Annotated in this window: 16 protein-coding genes and 1 tRNA gene; 8 read left to right on the top strand and 9 right to left on the bottom strand. The window is 66.6% G+C overall.

The annotated features are described in order from the left end of the window. Position 1: 1 nt before the first annotated feature. From AC2S9W_RS05625 to AC2S9W_RS05615, 3 genes are all read right to left on the bottom strand, one after another. Entirely contained in the window at positions 2-2,239 is a 2,238-nt protein-coding gene (locus AC2S9W_RS05625) for a S9 family peptidase (RefSeq protein ID WP_076073662.1), read from the bottom strand. Positions 2,240-2,322: 83 nt separating this feature from the next. Continuing rightward, positions 2,323-5,166, bottom strand: coding sequence for a TonB-dependent receptor domain-containing protein (locus tag AC2S9W_RS05620; RefSeq protein ID WP_158682036.1), 2,844 nt, complete (start codon positions 5,164-5,166; stop codon positions 2,323-2,325). Between the two features lie 64 nt (positions 5,167-5,230). Then, entirely contained in the window at positions 5,231-5,629 is a 399-nt protein-coding gene (locus tag AC2S9W_RS05615) for a hypothetical protein (protein WP_286749595.1), read from the bottom strand. On the opposite strand from AC2S9W_RS05615, the gene AC2S9W_RS05610 reads away from it, so the two are divergent. Then, positions 5,628-7,328: a DUF885 family protein gene (locus AC2S9W_RS05610; protein ID WP_076073656.1), complete on the top strand. Its 1,701-nt coding sequence runs from the start codon at positions 5,628-5,630 to the stop codon at positions 7,326-7,328. The two genes, AC2S9W_RS05615 and AC2S9W_RS05610, sit on opposite strands and share 2 nt — an antisense overlap. Before the next feature lie 117 nt (positions 7,329-7,445). After that, positions 7,446-8,117 carry an alpha/beta fold hydrolase gene (locus AC2S9W_RS05605; protein WP_076073654.1) on the top strand — a complete coding sequence of 224 codons (672 nt, stop codon included), beginning with the start codon at positions 7,446-7,448 and terminating at the stop codon, positions 8,115-8,117. Positions 8,118-8,296: 179 nt separating this feature from the next. Here the strand turns inward: AC2S9W_RS05605 and AC2S9W_RS05600 are convergent. Continuing rightward, positions 8,297-8,373: transfer RNA gene (locus AC2S9W_RS05600), tRNA-Arg, on the bottom strand. 72 nt (positions 8,374-8,445) lie between these two features. Here AC2S9W_RS05600 and AC2S9W_RS05595 point away from each other — a divergent pair. Both AC2S9W_RS05595 and AC2S9W_RS05590 read left to right on the top strand, forming a co-directional pair. Continuing rightward, positions 8,446-9,207, top strand: a complete 762-nt coding sequence (locus AC2S9W_RS05595) for a queuosine precursor transporter (RefSeq protein ID WP_076073651.1) — start codon at positions 8,446-8,448, stop codon at positions 9,205-9,207. Between the two features lie 6 nt (positions 9,208-9,213). Next, on the top strand, positions 9,214-9,612 hold the full coding sequence (locus tag AC2S9W_RS05590; RefSeq protein ID WP_076073648.1) for a hypothetical protein: 399 nt from the start codon (positions 9,214-9,216) through the stop codon (positions 9,610-9,612). Here AC2S9W_RS05590 and purQ read toward each other — a convergent pair. Together purQ and purS are read right to left on the bottom strand one after the other, a co-directional pair. Then, positions 9,574-10,239, bottom strand: coding sequence for a phosphoribosylformylglycinamidine synthase subunit PurQ (gene purQ / locus AC2S9W_RS05585; protein ID WP_067105326.1), 666 nt, complete (start codon positions 10,237-10,239; stop codon positions 9,574-9,576). The two genes, AC2S9W_RS05590 and purQ, sit on opposite strands and share 39 nt — an antisense overlap. Positions 10,240-10,266: 27 nt before the next feature. After that, positions 10,267-10,497, bottom strand: coding sequence for a phosphoribosylformylglycinamidine synthase subunit PurS (purS, locus tag AC2S9W_RS05580; RefSeq protein WP_067105325.1), 231 nt, complete (start codon positions 10,495-10,497; stop codon positions 10,267-10,269). Positions 10,498-10,701: 204 nt separating this feature from the next. Here purS and AC2S9W_RS05575 point away from each other — a divergent pair, with 204 nt between their 5' ends. The 3 genes from AC2S9W_RS05575 to AC2S9W_RS05565 all read left to right on the top strand — a co-directional run bounded on the left by AC2S9W_RS05575 (position 10,702) and on the right by AC2S9W_RS05565 (position 12,108). Next, positions 10,702-10,875, top strand: coding sequence for a (2Fe-2S)-binding protein (locus AC2S9W_RS05575; protein WP_067105324.1), 174 nt, complete (start codon positions 10,702-10,704; stop codon positions 10,873-10,875). A gap of 99 nt (positions 10,876-10,974) precedes the next feature. After that, complete coding sequence (bfr, locus tag AC2S9W_RS05570) at positions 10,975-11,457, top strand: bacterioferritin (protein ID WP_067105323.1); 483 nt, start codon at positions 10,975-10,977, stop codon at positions 11,455-11,457. Positions 11,458-11,679: 222 nt separating this feature from the next. Then, entirely contained in the window at positions 11,680-12,108 is a 429-nt protein-coding gene (locus AC2S9W_RS05565; RefSeq protein ID WP_067105322.1) for an addiction module antidote protein, read from the top strand. Positions 12,109-12,406: 298 nt separating this feature from the next. Here the strand turns inward: AC2S9W_RS05565 and AC2S9W_RS05560 are convergent, their stop codons facing one another. Continuing rightward, on the bottom strand, positions 12,407-15,301 hold the full coding sequence (locus AC2S9W_RS05560) for a M16 family metallopeptidase (RefSeq protein WP_104959282.1): 2,895 nt from the start codon (positions 15,299-15,301) through the stop codon (positions 12,407-12,409). A 100-nt stretch (positions 15,302-15,401) separates the two neighbouring features. Further along, entirely contained in the window at positions 15,402-16,178 is a 777-nt protein-coding gene (gene purC, locus AC2S9W_RS05555) for a phosphoribosylaminoimidazolesuccinocarboxamide synthase (RefSeq protein WP_067105320.1), read from the bottom strand. A 431-nt stretch (positions 16,179-16,609) separates the two neighbouring features. Between purC and AC2S9W_RS05550 the strand changes: the two genes are divergently transcribed. Continuing rightward, positions 16,610-17,533: a crotonase/enoyl-CoA hydratase family protein gene (locus AC2S9W_RS05550; protein WP_076073643.1), complete on the top strand. Its 924-nt coding sequence runs from the start codon at positions 16,610-16,612 to the stop codon at positions 17,531-17,533. A 105-nt stretch (positions 17,534-17,638) separates the two neighbouring features. Here the strand turns inward: AC2S9W_RS05550 and AC2S9W_RS05545 are convergent, their stop codons facing one another. Continuing rightward, positions 17,639-17,959, bottom strand: coding sequence for a DUF1801 domain-containing protein (locus AC2S9W_RS05545; RefSeq protein WP_156482931.1), 321 nt, complete (start codon positions 17,957-17,959; stop codon positions 17,639-17,641). Positions 17,960-18,048: the final 89 nt, after the last annotated feature.

The raw sequence follows: 18,048 nt of genomic DNA, 5'->3' as shown, positions 1-18,048 counted from the left end.
GTCACTCCCTGTTCTTCACATTGCGGTCGAAGAAATCGACCATCTTCTTGAAGGCGAAACGCGCCTGCGGCAGGTTGTCGCTGGCCCAGGCATGGTTGGCGCCGGGCAGGGTGACGAGTTCGAACATCTGCTCGCGCTGGATCATCCCCTCGATCAGCGCGATCGTGTCGGAATAGAGCACGACCGGGTCGCGCGTTCCGTGGATGATCATCAGCCGGTCCTTGATGCCCTTGGCCTGATAGAGCGCCGATTGCGCTTCGTAGCGGGCCGGCATGTCGGCGCCGTCGGGCGGCCCCATGATCCACATCTGCGACGGATAGGCGTGCCAGACGTTCGTCGCGGGCGCCCCGGCGATGCCGGCGGCATAGACGCCGGGCTTCTTCGCCAGCGACATGATCGTCATCAGCCCGCCATAGCTCGACCCCCAGATGCCGATCCGCCTGGGATCGGCATAGCCCTTCTCGACCAGATAGCGGACGCCGCTTTCCAGGTCGTTGATGTCGGTCTCGCCATAGCTTTGATATTGCGTCTGGTTGTGGTCGCGTCCCTGCCCCCACGATCCGCGGATATTGACGTTGAGGACGATATAGCCTTGCGCGACGAAATATTGGTCGAGACCCCAGGTCGGGTGCGCGCGGCGGCCGCCCCACTGGTTGCGCACCGCATCCGAATAGACCGAGCCGACGATCACCGGATAGCGTTTCGCGGGGTCGTAGTTGGCGGGCAGGCTCAGCCGCGCGACAAGGTTGGTGCCGTCGACATGGCTCGGAAACTCGACATAGCCGATGTTCGCCCAGGTCTGGGTATAGAATTCGGGTTGCGGCGACTTGGTGACCTGCACCGCTTTGCCCGGCTTCGCCGTGTCGATCAGGAAAAGCTCGGGCGGCGTGGTGTCGTTGCTGTACCAGTCGGCGATATGGCGGAAATCGGGTGAATAGACCGGCTGGTGCGTTCCGGCCGCGGCGCCGCTCAACCGCTCGATCGCACCGCCCGCGACCGGCACGCGATAGAGCTGGCGGTCGGGGATGTAGGATTCGTTCGCGGTGAAATAGAGCTGGCCGCGCTTGCCGTCGACCGCGAAGGATTCGATCTCCCACCGGCCGCTCGTGATCTGGCGCGGCGCTTCGCCCGCGGCGCGCTGGTGATAGAGGTGCAGCCAGCCGTCACGGTCGGTCAGGATGATCAGCCCGTCGTCGCGCGGCGCCCATGCGACCTTCCAGTCGGGACGCAGATGCTTCGCCTCGCGCAGCTGATAGAAGGTTTCGCGCGTCCCGCTCGCGACGTCGAAGACATAGATGCTGTGTTCCTTCGCCTCCATGTCGGAGCCGCTGACGAACAGGCGCTTGCCGTCGTTCGACACGCCATAGTCCCAGATATGATCCTTGGCGTTCGGGCGGTCGAAAAAGCGCACGTCGCCCGACGCGAGGGTGACGACGCCGACCGTGGCCTTCGTTGTCTCGTCGCCCGGAAAGGCCCGGATGACGCGATTGTTCTGCAAGCCGCCCTTGGCGTAATAATAGATGTCGCGCTCGGGCATGGCGCGGTCGTCGGATTGCTCGAAGGCGATCGCCTTGCCGTCGGCCGACCACTGGAAATCGCCGATATAGACCTTGGGATCGTCGTCCCCCGCGACGCGGCGCGCGGCATTGCCGCCCTTCGCCGCGACGTCGCGGACCCAGAGCACGCCGCCCAGCGTCACGCGATTGCGCGTATCGACGGGGTTGCCCGAAATGAAGGCCAGCCGCGTGCCGTCGGGCGACACGGCAAGCTTGCGAACCGCTTGCTTGTCGGTTTCGACCGGCGTGACCGTGCCGTTCGCCTCGCGGATATGAAGCTGTCCGCCCAGCGTGAACGCCACCCGCCCCCGGTCGAGCGCGACCGCCTGCGCGATCCCTTTCTGCTCGGCCTCGGGCTTGCTGTCGCGGCCCAGGAAGGTGAGCCGCGTCTTCTTCCCCGTCCGGACCGAATAGGACCAGATGTCGCGGAAGCTATAACCTTCGTCGTTCCACAGGAACAACACCGTGTCACCGTCCGCCGCCCAGCTATAGCCTTCGGGCGTCGTTCCGATCAGGCTCTTGGTGCGATAGAGTTCGTCGATCGACAGCGACGTCCCCGCCACCTTCGCGCCGCCGTGGACGGGGGCATGCGGTGCGGGACGATCCTGCGCGCTTGCCGCCGTCGAGGAAAGAGCCAACGCCAGCGCAACGCCGACCGACCGGAACAGACCCATCTCGTTCATCTATCGCAACCCCAGCTTGAACGCACTTCGCACGGCGGCCCGGCCGCGACGGAATGATGCCGCCGCGGCCGGTGCCTTTCCACTCAGAAGTTCGCCCGGAACCCGATCGTGAACCGGCGACCGATGGCGTCGTAGGTTTCACGCTCGTAGAGGTAGTAGGGCGGATCACGGTCGAACAGATTGTCGACCGCCGCGAAGAAGCTGAAATTGTCCATCACGTCATAGTTGGCGCTGAGGTCGAAGTAATGGACGTCGCCGGTTTCGGGCACGGCGAGCAAGGGAATCGCCGCGCCCGAAGCCTTTGCTCCCGCGATTCGACCATCCTTCGCGGAACCGATGAAGCGGTGGCGGAGCGAAAGCTGCAGCTTGTCGACTTCCCAGGTCAGGCGCTGCGTGAAGCGCCACTTGGGGTTGGCCGTCGAACAGCTGCCGCCGCCGATGAAGCCGGCACAATTGACCGGGTTCGCAATCGGGCTGCCCTGCGTGATCGAATCGATCAGATAGGTGCCCGCCAGATAGTAGCTGAGGCTACCCGAACCCAGGCTGTGCCGGTAGTCGATACGATAGTCGATGCCCGACGCCTTCATGTTGGCGATGTTCGCGTTGAGCAGCGCAACGTCATAGAGCTGACCGTCGGGGGTCCGCTTGCTGAGCGGCTGACAGAAGATGTTGCTCATCGACATGTTGGCATTGCACGCGTTGATCACCGACTGCAGGCCGCCGCCGAACGATCCGATCGCGTCCTTGATGCGGATATTGTAATAATCCACCGTCAACTGAAGGTTCGGGACGAAGTCGGGACGAACCACCGCGCCGACCGACCAAGTGTCCGAGGTTTCTTCCTGAAGGTTCGGATTGCCGCCGGTGATCGCGCGGATCTGCTGGTTTTCCTGCTGGAACACGTCGATGACGGCCCCCGGAACGCCCAGCGAGTTGACGCAGAAGTCGCGCTCCGCCGCCGTGCGCTCGGGCGTCGCGTTGCAGAAGTCGACCGCCTGCGGCGCCGTGTTCGTCGCACCCGAATAGAGTTCGACGACGTTCGGCGCACGCACCGCGCGCTGATAGAGGCCGCGCAGCTTCAGGCCGCGGAACGGCGAATATTCACCGCCCAGCTTGTACGACCAGACCCCGCCCGCGGTCGAATAGTCGGAGTAGCGCAGGCCGCCCTCGAACGCGAGCAGCTGGATCCCCGGCATGTCGGCGAGGATCGGCACATAGAGCTCGCCATAGAGTTCGGAGACGTCGAACGATCCCGCGGTCGGGCTGAGCCCCGCCGCACGCGACAGCGCCTTGCCCTGCACATAGAGCTGATCGGGATCGAAGGCGGAGCTTTCCTTGCGATATTCCGCGCCCAGCGCGATGCCGACGTCGCCGGCGGGCAGCGAGAAGAGCGACCCCGTCACGCTCGCGCCGGCCTGCTTCTGCCGGATCGTCGTGATGTTGGTGAGGTCGGTGTAGATATAGTTCATCATCTCCGGCGTCAGCGAATTGAGGCCGAAGGGATTGAGAACGACGCACTTCGGATCGGCGACCGCGCACTTGTAGGGATCGGTCGGATCGGTCAGGAAGCCGTTGGCGAAATTGTCGATGAGCACGCCGCCGCCCTGGACGTCGGTCACCTTGGTCTCGCCCTGGTTGTAGAAGACCTCCCACTTCAGCCGGTCGGTCAGATTGCCGCGCAGGCCGACGACGAAGCGATAGAAATCGCGCGTCTGGTCGCTGGTGCGCGACCCGCCATCGAGCAGACGCCGGTTGATGTTCACGGGAACCAGATTATCCCCGTCGGCATCCATGTTGGCGCTCAGGAAATCGCGCAGAGTCGGCGCGAGATAGGGATTGCGCAGGTCGAGCTGGAACCCGGGGATGAAGCCCGAGCTGCTCATCGGCACGGCGCCCAGCGTCGAGTTGATCTTGCTGTGGACGTACGACCCTTCCCAGAAGGCCGTGACATCGTCGGTCACGTCGTAATGACCGATGACCGACCCCTGCCAGCGCTGCATCGGCATCTGCAGATTGGTATAGGGACGGTCGTTGAACCCGTCGCTCGCGCGATAGGCGCGCCATCCCTCGGGCGCGAAGAAGATGCCCGCGGTGCCGATGGTGTTGCCATAGGGATCGGTGAGGCCGACCAGCTGCGGGCTGAAAATCGTGCCCTGCGGCGTCACGCCGTTGCCCGACGGGATCAGCACCGGCTTTCCGTCGACGATGGCGTCGGCCAGATAGACGACCGCATGATCGCGGGCCGCGCCCTTGACCATCGCACGATCGTAATAGCTGCCGTGGAAGACGATATTGCCGCGGCCGTCGGCGAAATTGCCGCCGACGGTCAGGTCGACGTTGTAGCGCTGCGCGTCACCCTCGTCGCTGATGCCGTAGGAGCCGCCGATCTCGAGTCCCTCGAAATCGTCCTTGGTGACGAAGTTGACGACGCCCGCCATCGCGTCCGAACCGTACACGGCCGAAGCGCCGCCGGTGACGACCTCGACCCGCGACACCAGCGAGGGCGGGATCATGTTGAGGTCGACGACGCCGTCCTGCGACGCGCCGACGATGCGGCGGCCGTTCTGGAGGACCAGCGTGCGCACGGCGCCGAGGTTGCGAAGGTTGACCGTCGCCGACCCGTTGCCGGAGTTGGACTGCGCGCCCGACCCCGAGACGGCCTGCGGCAGCGCGTTGAGGAGCTGCTCGCTCTCGACCGTCGCCGCCAGCTTGATCTCGCTCTCGCCGACCACGTTGACCGGGCTGTTCGAATCGACGTCGGGGCGCGGAATGCGCGACCCGGTGACGACGATGCCCGCGCTGTCGTCGGCGATGCCGTCATTTTCGGAAACCGGGGTCTGGGCCATGGCCGTCCCCATTACCGCCATCGACAGGAAGAGCGCCGATCCGCCCCGCAATCCCGCCCGAATGCCTGCAACCCGCTTCATATCCATGCTCCTAAACTCCCCGAACTGGAAACCCGTCTGTGACTTCCACGGTCGCCGGCATTGATTACCGCCATTCCCGTGAACAGTTGCGTGATTTTGAGCATAATGTGAAGCGACAGTCAATTCCGCGCCATAAAAAAATGTGAAAACTGTCACTTTTGAAGCAAGCAGCCTTCCCGGACGAGAGACCCTTTTCACTCTGCCGAAGGGTGAGAAGCAGATAATATGCTGATATATAAAGATGTATTGGAAAGATCGCTCTGTCCATGCCACGATCGCGGTCGCCCGCTGCCTGCTGCGGCGTCTGCAATTCGCCGGCCGCCGCCGATGCCGTCGCCCAGCAGAAAATGGTCTCTTGACCTCGCGCCACAAGCATTACATCATAACCAAATTCACGCGTTTTTAGAACTAAATTGAAACTGCCGGCCCGGTCACGGCAGATACACGGGAGGAGACGATCCATGCGCAAGGCATCCATCCTGGCCATCGCGGCGCTGCTGGCGGGCGCGAGCAGCCCGATCCCCGTAGCCGCGGCGGCCACCCAGCAGGCGGCGCCCGGTCCCGACGGCCCGCCCGACGGCCAGGGCAGCTACGACGATCTCGTCACGCTGTTCGCCGCCTTCACCGAATGGAAGACGCCCACAGCCGTGAACGGCGTGGTGGATTACAGCCCCGCCACCGTCGAGAAGCGCCGCGCCGAGCTGCGCGCCTTTCAGGCGAAGCTGCACGATTTCGGGGTCGCGCGCTGGGACCGCCACCGGCAGGTCGATTATCTGGCCGTCCGCGCGCAGATGGACCTGATGGACTTCACGCTCAACGTCACCAAGCCGTGGGCGCGCGATCCGGGCATGTATGTCGACGAGCTGCAGCGCCTCGCCTATACCGACCTGCCGCTGAAGGGCGACGCTCTGACGGCGTTCCGGGCGCGGCTGCGGACCATTCCCGCCTATCTGGCGCAGGCGCGGGTCAATCTCGATTCGGTCGCCGCCGATTATGCCGACCTGGCGATCCACAGCCTGTCGCATGGCGACGGCGTCGGTCACGGCATGCCCTATCGCGCGGTGGAGCCCGAGGGGCTGATCGGCTGGTTCGCCGACCTGCGCGGACGCGCCGCGACGCAGCAGCCCGCACTGGTGGGGGACATCGACGCGGCGCAAAAGGCGATCGCGGGCTTTCGCGACTGGCTCGTCGCATCGCGGCCGACGATGACCGCGCAGGCCGGCGTCGGCAAGCCCGCCTATGACTGGTTCCTGAAGAACGTCCGGCTGATGCCCTATGATTCGGACCAGATCGTCACGCTCGCCGAGCGCGAGCTCGAGCGGCACTGGGCGAACTACACGACCGAGCGGCACCGCAACCGCAATCTGCCCGAGCTGCAGTTGCCCGGATCGGCCGAGGAATATGAGGCTCAGCTCGCCGGGACCGACGCCAAGATCCGCAAATGGCTGCGCGACGAGGAGATCATCTCGATCCCCGACTATATTCCGGATAGCTATCAGGAGGTCGGCTTCAACGCCCCATGGATCGTCCGGCCGAACGGCCCGATGTTCTGGGAACAGGTGCAGTTCCGCGACGCCTCGCCCGACCATCTTCACGCCACCTTCCCGGGGCACCGGTTCGACGGCATGACGGGCAAACGCGTGACGCACCCGATCCGCCGCCTCGTCAGCGACAGCGGGCGGACCGAGGGGTGGGGCTTCTACCTCGAGGAAACCGCGCTCCAGCTCGGGTTGTTCGACGACCGGCCGCGGACGCGCGAGCTCATCTACATCTTTGGCCTGTTCCGCGCCGCGCGCACGATCGGCGACGTGAAGATGCAGCGCAACGAGATGAGCGTCGAGCAGACGATGAATTTCTGGAAGGAATGGACGCCCTATCTCGACGACAATGTCGCGCGCGTCGACGCGGGCATCTATATCCGCCGTCCCCCCGGCTATGGGATGACCTACACGATCGGGGCGATGCAGTTGCAGAAGCTGCTCGTCGACCGCAAGCGGCAGCTCGGCGACAAATTCTCGATCCGCGACTATCACGATTATCTGATGAACACCGGCCGCCTGCCGGTCTCGCTGCTGCGGTACGACCTCACCGGCCACGACGACGAGATTCGCCAGCTCTGGCGGCACGTCCCGCTGTCGACGCTGAGTGGCAGCGCACACTGACGGCCGCACCACCCGCGCAGCGGAGGGCGCAGCCGAAACCGCGCCCCCGGGGCGTGGTAATGGGGTACTGCGCGTCGCGCTGGTGACGAAGGGCATCGGCCGTGCCAAAGCGGGCCGATGGATATTCTTCTCGTTCCCGGCTTCATGCTCGACGCCGACCTGTGGAGCGATATGCGTCCCGGCCTTGCACGGCTCGGCCATATCGTCGATGCCGATACGACGCAGGACGGTTCGATCGAGGCGATGGCGGACCGCGCCGTTCGGTCGATGACCGAACCCACCCTGCTGGTCGGCTTTTCGATGGGTGGATATGTTGCCCGGCAGATCGCGTATCGGGCGCCGGAACGGGTCCTTGGCCTTGCGTTGATCGCGACATCGTCCCGCAGCAGCGCCCCGCGCGCGCCCGCGCAGCTGGGCCGGACGGGCTTTCGCGAACTCAGCCGCGGCGCGGTCAGCCGCTCCCTTCATCCGGCGCATCGCAGCGACGAACTGATCGCGCGCGTCCAGCAGATGAGCAGCCGCCTGGGCGGCGACGTCTTCGATCGCCAGTCCCGGCTCCGCCGCGACGACGACACCGCGCGCCTCGGCGAGATCAGGTGCCCAACGCTCGTCGTCGCCGCAGCCAATGACGAGCTGAGGTCCGTCGAGGAAAGCGTGACGCTGCACGAGCATATCCCGCAATCGACGATGACGATCATCGATCGGACCGGCCATCTGATACCTCTGGAACGGCCGGCGCGGCTCATGGCGGCGCTCGAGGCGGCGTTCCGGCACCTCGCGAATGGTTGAACCGCAGCGCTTGGGGATCGCTGACCGGCAAAGGGGATCGGCTCGACACGAACAGGCGCACGGTCGATACGCGCCAGCGCGTCGACGCCACCATCGGTCCGGCCCAGCCAGGCGAGGTCGCGCGAATATTCGAAGTCGCGACAGAACCCACGGCAGGGGGATCGACGGCCAAGAGAATGTGGCGCGCCCGGCAGGATTCGAACCTGCGACCACCCGCTTAGAAGGCGGGTGCTCTATCCAGCTGAGCTACGGGCGCGCGGCGCGGTCGGCGCCCGCTGGCGCATAGCGTGGTTTGCGCATCGCGCAAAGCAGGTTAAGCAGCAACGCCATGCCCGACTCCCCCGTCGCCCCTTCGGCCGCTTCGGCCCGGCCCGCCCAGGTCAGCGCCGCCAGCGTCCGGCACTTCCGCTATTACGACCTGGTGATGGCGGCCTTCGTCGCCATCCTGCTGCTGTCGAACATCATCGGCGCCTCGAAACCCAGCTACATCCCGATGCCCGACGGCAGCCAGTGGGCGTTCGGCGCCGGCGTCCTCTTCTTTCCGATCAGCTACATCATCGGCGACGTGCTGACCGAGGTCTATGGCTATGCACGCGCGCGGCGGGTGATCTGGACGGGCTTCGCCGCGCTCGCCTTCATGGCCTTCATGGCGTGGGTCGTCGTCGCGCTGCCCCCCGCCGACGGCTGGCCCGGCCAGGCGAGCTACGAATTCGTCTTCGGCAACAGCTGGCGCATCGTCATCGCCTCGATGACCGCCTTCTGGGCCGGCGAATTCGCCAACTCCTATGTTCTCGCGCGGATGAAGCTGTGGACCGGCGGGCGCTTCCTGTGGATGCGCACCATCGGGTCGACGATCGTCGGCCAGGGTCTCGACAGCCTGATTTTCTACCCGCTCGCCTTTTACGGGCTTGCCGGATGGCCGCCCGACCAGTTGATGCAGGTCGTGCTGTCGCAATGGCTGATCAAGACGGGCTGGGAAGCCGCGCTGACCCCCCTCACCTATTGGGTGGTCGGAACGCTGAAGCGCCGCGAGGGCGTCGACGTCTTCGACGAAGGCACCGATTTCAATCCCTTCGGCGCCAGAGGCTGAACCGGCATGACGCTGATCGAACTGGCCTCGCTGTTCGAGGCGCGGAAGGTCTCGGTCATCGAGGCGACCGGGCTCGACAAGGATGCGCTGCACATCTATTTCGGCCTCGCGCTCTTCCTGCTCGTCCGGCTGATCTGGCGCTGGCGCGGCGGCTGGTTCGTCGCCTGGCTGGCGGTGCTCGCGATGGCGTGCGGCGGCGAATGGCTCGATATGACGGTCGAGGCGAGCGACGCCGCGGTCCAGCCCGACGCGGCGCACTGGCACGACATCTGGAACACGATGTTCTGGCCGACGATCCTGCTGCTCGTCGGGCGCTGGCTGCACCCGCCACGCGGCGATGCGCCCGAAGCGCTCGATCCGGTTGCCTCAGGCGAGGACGCCGAGCGCGGCCTCGAACAGCCTTAGGCCGTCGGTGCCGCCGTGCGCGGGGTCGATCGCGCGCTCGGGGTGCGGCATCATGCCCAGCACATTGCCGGCATCGTTGAGCACCCCGGCGATCCGCCGCGCCGATCCGTTGACCGCATCGGCATAGCGGAAGGCGACGCGCCCCTCGCCCTCGAGCCGGTCGAGCGTCGCATCGTCGGCGAAATAATTGCCGTCGTGGTGCGCCACCGGGATCGTGATCGTCTCGCCCGCGCGATAGCCGGCGGTGAACAGCGACTGGCTGTTCTCGACGGTCAGCCGCACGCTGCGGCAGACGAAATTCAGTCCCGCGTTGCGCATCAGCGCGCCGGGCAGCAACTGTGCCTCGGTCAGCACCTGGAAGCCGTTGCAGACGCCCAGCACCGGAACGCCGCGCCCCGCGGCCTCGGCGACGGCCCGCAGGATCGGCGAGCGCGCCGCCATCGCGCCCGACCGCAGATAGTCGCCATAGGAAAAGCCGCCCGGTAGCGCGATGAAATCGGTGCCCGCGGGCAGTTCGCTCTCGCGGTGCCAGACCATCGCCGGCGCGCGGCCGGTCACGGTTTCGAGCGCGACCGCCATGTCGCGGTCGCAGTTGGAGCCCGGAAAGACGATGACGGCGGTCTTCATGGGCGTGGCTCCTTCGATATCGGCCGGTCAGGCGCGGGTGATGCGGTAGTTTTCGATCACGGTATTGGCGAGCAGCTTCGCGCACATCGCGTCGAGGTCGGCGTCGGTCACGTCGTCGGCGACGTCGAGTTCGATGAAGCGGCCGGCGCGAACGTCCTCGACGCCCGCAAAGCCCAGCCCTTCGAGCGCGTGGTGGATCGCCTTGCCCTGCGGGTCGAGCACCCCGGGCTTGAGCGTCACATGAACCTGGACTTTCATGGCGGCGGACCTTTGCGAAGCAGCGTGGGAGAAGGACCGCGCCTATGCCCGCGAATCGCCGCGCGGGCAAGGGGCGGCGAAAGAGGGCGGCGAGCGAAAGAACCGCGGCGCGCCACGAACCGGGATTGCGAACCAGTCGCATCTTTGCTGTTGCGAATCCTTCGCACTATCTCTAGAGGGAGAGTTGTTGAGAGGGATTCGCACATGGTCGTCTGTGTCTGCAACGCAATAAGGGAACGCGAACTGCGCGATGTGGCGCGGAGCGGCGAGTTGCGCAGCGCCAAGGCCGCCTATGCGCAATTGGGTCGCAAACCCAAGTGCGGCCAGTGCCTGTCATTCGCTCGCAATATCATCAGCGACGCTGCGGCGACTGCCTGATTTTCCTTGGATTTCCGTCCTTTTTAGCCTTGGCCTGACCGGGTCCGGGCGGCTATGATGCCGCCCGCCATCCCACCCGGACAATGACAGGACAAGAAAATGAAGGGCGACGAAAAGGTCATCGATTTCCTCAACGAGGCGCTCAAGAACGAGCTGACCGCGATCAACCAATATTGGCTGCACTATCGCATGCTCGACAATTGGGGCGTCGCGCGGCTCGCGCATTTCGAGCGCGAGGAATCGATCGACGAAATGAAACACGCCGACAAGCTGGCCGACCGCATCCTCTTCCTCGGCGGCCTGCCCAACTTCCAGATGCTCGGCCGGCTGCGCGTCGGCGAAACGGTCGAGGAGATACTGAGGGCCGACCTCGCGCTCGAGGAGGAGGCGATCCCGCTACTCAAGGACGCGATCGCCCATGCCGAGGGCGTGCGCGACTATGTCAGCCGCGACCTGTTCGCCGACATCCTCGAAAGCGAGGAGCATCATGTCGACGAACTCGAGAAGCAGTTCGAGATGATCGAGCGGATGGGGATGGAAAATTACGTCCAACTCCAGTCGAAGCCCGCCGGCGACGATTGACGCATCCCGCAAGGAGGCGCCGCGAAGGCGCCTCCGGCACGGATTTCCGCGAGAATCGGAGGCACCTTCATGGTGCCTCTTTTTTTGCTTGTATTTGCGATTAATTCTCAATAGCACGGTGAGGCAGTCACCTCCTGCCGGCTGCTGCGAAAGCGGCAGCCGGCACCTTTTTCGGACCCGGCGGGAGGACTGCAAGGCGACCGGGCCGCGACGGGAGGCACCATGGAAAGCAGCACGCTGGTTCGCCGGCTTACCGCGCAACCGCTGGTCCGCGACCTGCCCGTCGACGCCGCGCAGGCCGTGCTCGCGCTGCGCTATTGCATTCTCTGCCGCCGCAGCGAGCGCGATCCGATGCCCGAACTCGAACGGCGCTGGGGCAATGTGCTCGCCGCGCGGCGTTACCGGCTGGTGGTCGAGGCGATTGGCCAGATCTGGCCCGATCCCTTCGCGGTTGCCCCGCCCTGCTGCCCGCGCGTCAGCTTCGACGAGGCGCTGCTCGCGACGATGATCGGCGCCGTGGCGCGCGGCAACCGCGCGCAGTTCGACTGGCTGAGCGGCGAGATGCTCGGCGGCGACGCCCGCGAAATGCTGTTCGTCGCACTCGGCAATTTCCTGCGCGCCAGAGCGCCGGGAAGCGTCGGGGGAGGCTGAATCGAACTCCCACGCTTGCGAGCGGGACAGCAAGAGTTGCGAACCTTGCTCGCTACCCGCGGCGGGGTGGGCAGACGCAGGGGCGTATATATCCTTCACACACGTAAGGGCCTGTTCCCCGGCGAAAGCCGGGGTCCAGATGGCATTGCGTTGCCCCGCGTGGACCCCGGCTTTCGCCGGGGAACAGCTACTTGTCGAAAGGGGATGCCAACCGACGCAAGGCCGCCGGCCCTCCCCCCCACCCCTCCCGCAAGCGGGAAGGGAGGCGATCGGCGCCCGATTCGAACCAGTCCCCCGATCAGGACCCCGCCTTGTCGCTCACCGCCCGGATCACCAGCGCCTTGTCGTCGACCAGATAACGCCGCGCGAGCGCCTGCAGATCGACGGGGGTCGCGGCCTCGACTTCCGCGATTCCGTTGCGGCTACGGTCGAGGCGGTCGGCGCGGCTCGTCGCCTCGGCGACATAGGCGAGCCAATAGCTGTTCTCGCGTCGCGCCCTGGTCATCGCCTCGACCAGCGGACGGCGCGCGCGGTCGAGCATGTCGGCGTCGACCGGCTTGTCGCGCAGCGCCTTCGCAATGGCGAAGATCGCGGCGCGCGTCGTCGCGAGATCCTTGAAATCAACATTGCCGGCCGCGACCAGATAGCCGAATCCCGGATATTCGTCCGACAGGCTGGCGCCGGCCCCCGGGCTATAGGTCTCGCCCAGCCGCTCGCGAAGCTCCTCGACCAGTTCGAGCTGCATCACGCGCGCGAGCAGGTTGAGCCGCATCGCCTCGGCCAGGTCGCTGTCGTCGCGGGCGGGCCAATAGACGCGCAGCTCGGCCTGCTCGGCGGGGCCCTTGTGGATCAGCGTGCGTTCGCTGCGGTCGGTGGCGAAATGCCGCACCCGCGCCGTGGTGCGCGGATCGAAGGCGGCGCGGCGGTCGGGCAGCGCGCCGAAGGTCGCCGCGATCGCGTCGATCGCCGCCTGTTCGTCGATGTCGCCGACGACGCCGATCTCGATCGCGCCGTGGGCCAGGCTGTCGGCGATCGCGGGTTCGAGCTGCGACCAGTCGAGCCTCATCAGCCGGTCGAGCGGCGGCGTCTGCGCACGCGGATCGTCGTCGGCGACGATGCCCGCGGCGTCGCGCGCGATCACCGCCGCGGCGGTCGCATCGTTCGCGGCATATTGCTGCGGCAGGTAGCGGCGGATCAGCGCGAGCCCGTCGGCGCGATAGCCGGGATGTGTCACGAAAGCCGCCATCAGCTTCGCCTGCAGCGCGAAATCCTCCGCCGAGGTCAGTGCGCTGCCGCCAAAAGCGTCGGTGCCACTGCCGAAGCTGGGGCTGACCGTCCGGCCGGCGAGGATGCTGCGCAGTTCGTCGAGGCTGTGCGCGGCGAGCCCGCCGAGCGAGAGCGACCCGGCAAGCGCCACCTTCGTCGGGTCGTCGCGCGTCGCGAGCAGGTCGCCGCCGTCGACGCGCACCGACAGATAGACGCGATCCTTCTGGAAATCGGTCCGCTTGATGTTCAGCATCACATGGTTGGCGAAGCGGACGCGGCGGATGCCGAGATCCTCGACGCGGTCGTCGGCGACCACCGTCCCCGGCGTGCCGAAATGCTGATAGGCGAAGGCGGCGGTCGCCGCCTCGGCCGGCGGGGCCACCGCGACCTGCTGCGAGGCGCGCAGTTCGGCGAGGATCGCATCGGTTCCCCCCTCGATCGCCGTCTTCGACGTCACGCGCGCGAGCGGCGCGCTCATCCCCGCGACGCGCCCCCGGAAGGCGTCGGCGACCGCCGCGGCCGACAGCGTCGGTGCGACCTGTTCGAACAAGGCCTGCGAGGTTTCGGGGCGGACGAAGACGAAATCGCCCTTCGCCGCCTTGATCAGCGTGTCGGCGAGCGTAGCGCTGCGCCGCGTGTCGACGCCGGCCACCGCGTTGCGCAGCGCAGTGCGGCGAATCGCGACCTGTTCGTCGACCTCGGCCTGAGTGAAGCCGTGCTCGACCGCGCGGCGATATTCCTGTTCGAGGATGGCGAGCGCCTCGCGCCACGCGCCTTCCTTCGCGACCGCGCTCAGCGTGATCTGGTCGAAGACCTTCCAGCCCGCTGCCTCGCTGAACGAGCCGCCGACGATCGGCGAATCCTCACGCAGCGCGATCTTCGACAGCCGGCGGCCGACGATCGCCTCGCCCACCGATTCGGCGAGCGAGCGGGCACGCTTCGCCCGCGTATCGGCCTCTTCGACCCACGGCTTGAACATCGCCAGCGTCACGGTATCGGCGACCGCCGGGTCGACGAAATCGTCGGCGGCGGACGGCCGCGCATAGTCGATCGTGCCGATATCGGGATCGGGCCCGGCGGGGCCGCGCCCCGCCCAGTCCGAAAAGCGCGCCTCGATCTTCGCCGCGACTGCCGCCGGGTCGAAATCGCCGACCATCACCAGCGTCGCGCGCTCGGGCCGGTAATAGCGGTCGTAGAGGTCGCGGATGCGCGCCGCGGTGGCGGTGCGGATCACCGCCTCGGTTCCGATCGGGAAGCGGTCGGCGATCGTCATGCCCGGCGCGAGGAAGGCGAAATGATCGAGCGTGTTGCGCCGCTGGTAATTGTCGCCGGCGCGCCGTTCGGACTGGATGACGCCGCGTTCGCGGTCGACCGCCGCCGGGTCGATCGTCAGTTCGCTCGCCGTCTCGCGCATCAGCATCAGCCCGGTGTCGATCAGATCGTCCGAGGCGCCCGGCAGGTCGAGCTTGTAGATCGTCTCGTCGAACCCGGTCGAGGCGTTGGTATCGGCGCCGAACGCCAGCCCCTTGCGCTCGAGCAGCTTGACCATCTCTCCCTCGGGCACATGGGTCGATCCGTTGAACGCCATATGCTCGAGGAAATGGGCGAGCCCGCGCTGGTCGTCGGCCTCGGCGAAGCTGCCGACGTCGAAGCGCAGGCGCATCACGACGCTGTCCTTCGGCGTCGTGTTGCGCAGCAGCGCATATTTCATCCCGTTCGGCAGCACGCCAAAGACAATGTTCGGATCGACCGCTATGTCGCTCGCCGCGAAATTCCACGCGCGCGCTGCGTCGGTGTGCGGATTGACGGCGGCGGAGGCGGCGGGCGGCGCGCCATCGGCGCGCGCGAAAGTCGGCGGCGCGAGAGCGACAAGCAGGAGAAGGGGCGACAGCGCGGCCGAAGCGCGCCGGATCAGGCGAAGCGTCATGCGTCCGTTCTGGCCGCGATTTCCCGCCCGTCAAGCCGCGGAAGCGCCGGCCGCGCGATCCTTCGACGAACGGCGTCCGCCGCCCGCCGCGAACCGCGGACTATCCCTTTTTCTTGCGATGGCTTTCCAGGTCGAGCACCGCGGTATCTCCGCCCTCGGGCATCAGCCCCAGCCGCCGCGCGACCTCCTGATACGCCTCGACCTCGCCGCCGAGGTCGCGGCGGAAGCGGTCCTTGTCGAGCTTCTCGTTCGTCGTCATGTCCCACAGGCGACAGCCATCGGGGCTGATCTCGTCGGCCAGGATGATGCGGCTGTAGTCGCCGTCCCACAGGCGCCCGAACTCCAGCTTGAAGTCGATCAGGCGGATGCCGACCGCCGCGAACATGCCGCTCATGAAATCATTGATGCGGATCGCCAGGTCCTGGATGTCGTGCAGTTCGTCCTGGCTGCACCAGTTGAAGCAGGCGATATGCTCCTCCGCGACCAGCGGATCGCCGAGCGCGTCGTCCTTGAAGCAATATTCGATCAGCGTGCGGGGAAGCTGCGTCCCCTCCTCGATCCCCAGCCGCTTCGACAGCGAACCCGCAGCGACGTTGCGCACGACGACCTCGATCGGCACGATCTCGACCTGGCGGATCAGCTGTTCGCGCATGTTGAGCCGGCGGATGAAGTGATGCGGCACGCCGATATTGCCGAGCAGCGTGAAGACATGCTCCGAAATCCGGTTGTTGAGCACGCCCTTGCCGTTGATCGTCCCGCGCTTCTGCGCGTTGAAAGCGGTCGCGTCGTCCTTGAAATACTGGATCAGCGTGCCCGGTTCGGGGCCTTCGTAGAGGATCTTCGCTTTGCCTTCGTAGATCTGGCGGCGACGGGCCATGGCGCAAACACTTTCTGCCGGAACCAAAAGAATGACCCCGGCGACAAGCGACTCAGGCGAGGCGCGGCGCCGGGGCGACGAGGCGGCCTATAGCGGCAAAGTCGCGGCGCGTCATCCCTCGCGTCGCCGGGGCGGAAAGGTAGAAAGATGCGTGCCTCGCGCCCGTCACCCCGAACGCATCAGGTCCGTATGCCGCTCAGGCAGGCCCGACCTGCTCCCCGGCGAAAGCCGGGGTCCACGCGGGGCAGCGCCGCACCATCTGGACCCCGGCTTTCGCCGGGGAACGGTTCCTTGTCGAAGAAAAGGATGAGCCCGGTCCCGAACCGGCCGCGCAGGCAGGCTGCACGGGTTTACGCTTACGTCCACGTCAACTAGCGCTTGCCTTCACCCGTCCCGCTTGCAACCATGTCCCGAGCCCCAAGGAGAGTGATATGAGCTTCGACCAGATTCGCCTCGACAAGCAGGACGGCATCGCGCTGCTGACGCTGCACCGGCCCGACCGGATGAACGCCTTCACCACCCAGATGATGCTGGAGATCGTCGCCGCGCTCGACGAGTGCGACGCCGACGACGCGGTGCGCGCGGTGATCTTCACCGGGTCGGGCGACCGCGCCTATTGCGCGGGGGCCGACCTTGGCCAGGGGGCCGCGACCTTCGATTACGACAAGCGCACCGACAAGGCGGCGACGCTGCCCGACGGGGTAGCGGCAAGCCCGGTCGCCGAAGACGGCACGATCGATTGGTCGCACCCGCTGATCCGCGATTCGGGCGGGCGCGTGTCGATGCGCATCTTCGACAGCAGGAAGCCGGTGCTCGGCGCGATCAACGGCGCCGCGGTCGGCATCGGCGCGACGATGACGCTGGCGATGGATGCGCGCCTCGCCAGCGAGACGGCGCGCTACGGCTTCGTCTTCGCGCGGCGCGGCATCGTCCCCGAAGCCGCGTCGAGCTGGTTCCTGCCGCGCCTCGTCGGCATCCAGACCGCGGTCGACTGGTGCTTTTCGGGGCGGCTGATCGGTGCCGCGGAGGCGCGGGAAAAAGGGCTGGTCCAGTCGGTCCACGCGCCCGGCGACCTGATCGACGCCGCGATCGCCAAGGCGCGCGAGATGACCGCCGACAGTGCGCCGGTGTCGGTCGCGCTGACCCGCCATATGCTGTGGCGCATGCTCGGCGCGCCGCATCCGATGAGCGCGCACCGCTGGGACAGCCGCGCCATCTTCGCGCGCGGCCGCAGCCCCGACGCGGCCGAAGGCGTGACCAGCTTCCTCGAAAAGCGCCCGCCGAACTTCACCGCCAGCGTCGCGAACGACTATCCGTGGTTCGCCGAGTTCGAGGACGCGCCGCCGTATAGCTAGACGCGGTTGGAAGGCCTCGTCATTGCCGCGCGGCTTCGCCGCTCGCAATGACGAACCGGTCAATCCAGAGCCATCGAAGTCAGGGCCTTGCCCACCGGTCGACTATCACCCCCGCGGTTTCTTCGCCGCATTGGCGGCCACGGCCTCGCGCACCAGCGCCCTGAACGCCGCCGCGTCGATCGAATCGCCCTCGAACAGGTCGATCGCGCGGCGCGTGTTGCCGTCGAGGCTGGCGTTGAACAGCCGCGCCGGATCGTCGAGCGATGCCCCCTTCGCGAAGGTCAGCTTGACCTTGTCCTTATAGACTTCACCGGTGCACAGGATGCCGCCGCGCTCCCAGACCGGTACCCCGAGCGGGTTCGACGGCTTGCGCCATTTCACCGTTTCGACCACCTCGGGCTCTGCTTCGGCGATCAGGGCGCGCATGCGCGCCAGCGCCGCGCCAGCCGCCGAGGGCGGCGATCCGGGCGTCGATCCGGGCGTCGATCAGGTCCGACGCGCTGCTGTCCTCATTC

It is taken from the genome of Sphingopyxis sp. 550B, assembly GCF_057401805.1.
This window is presented reverse-complemented; position numbering and strand designations above follow the sequence as displayed.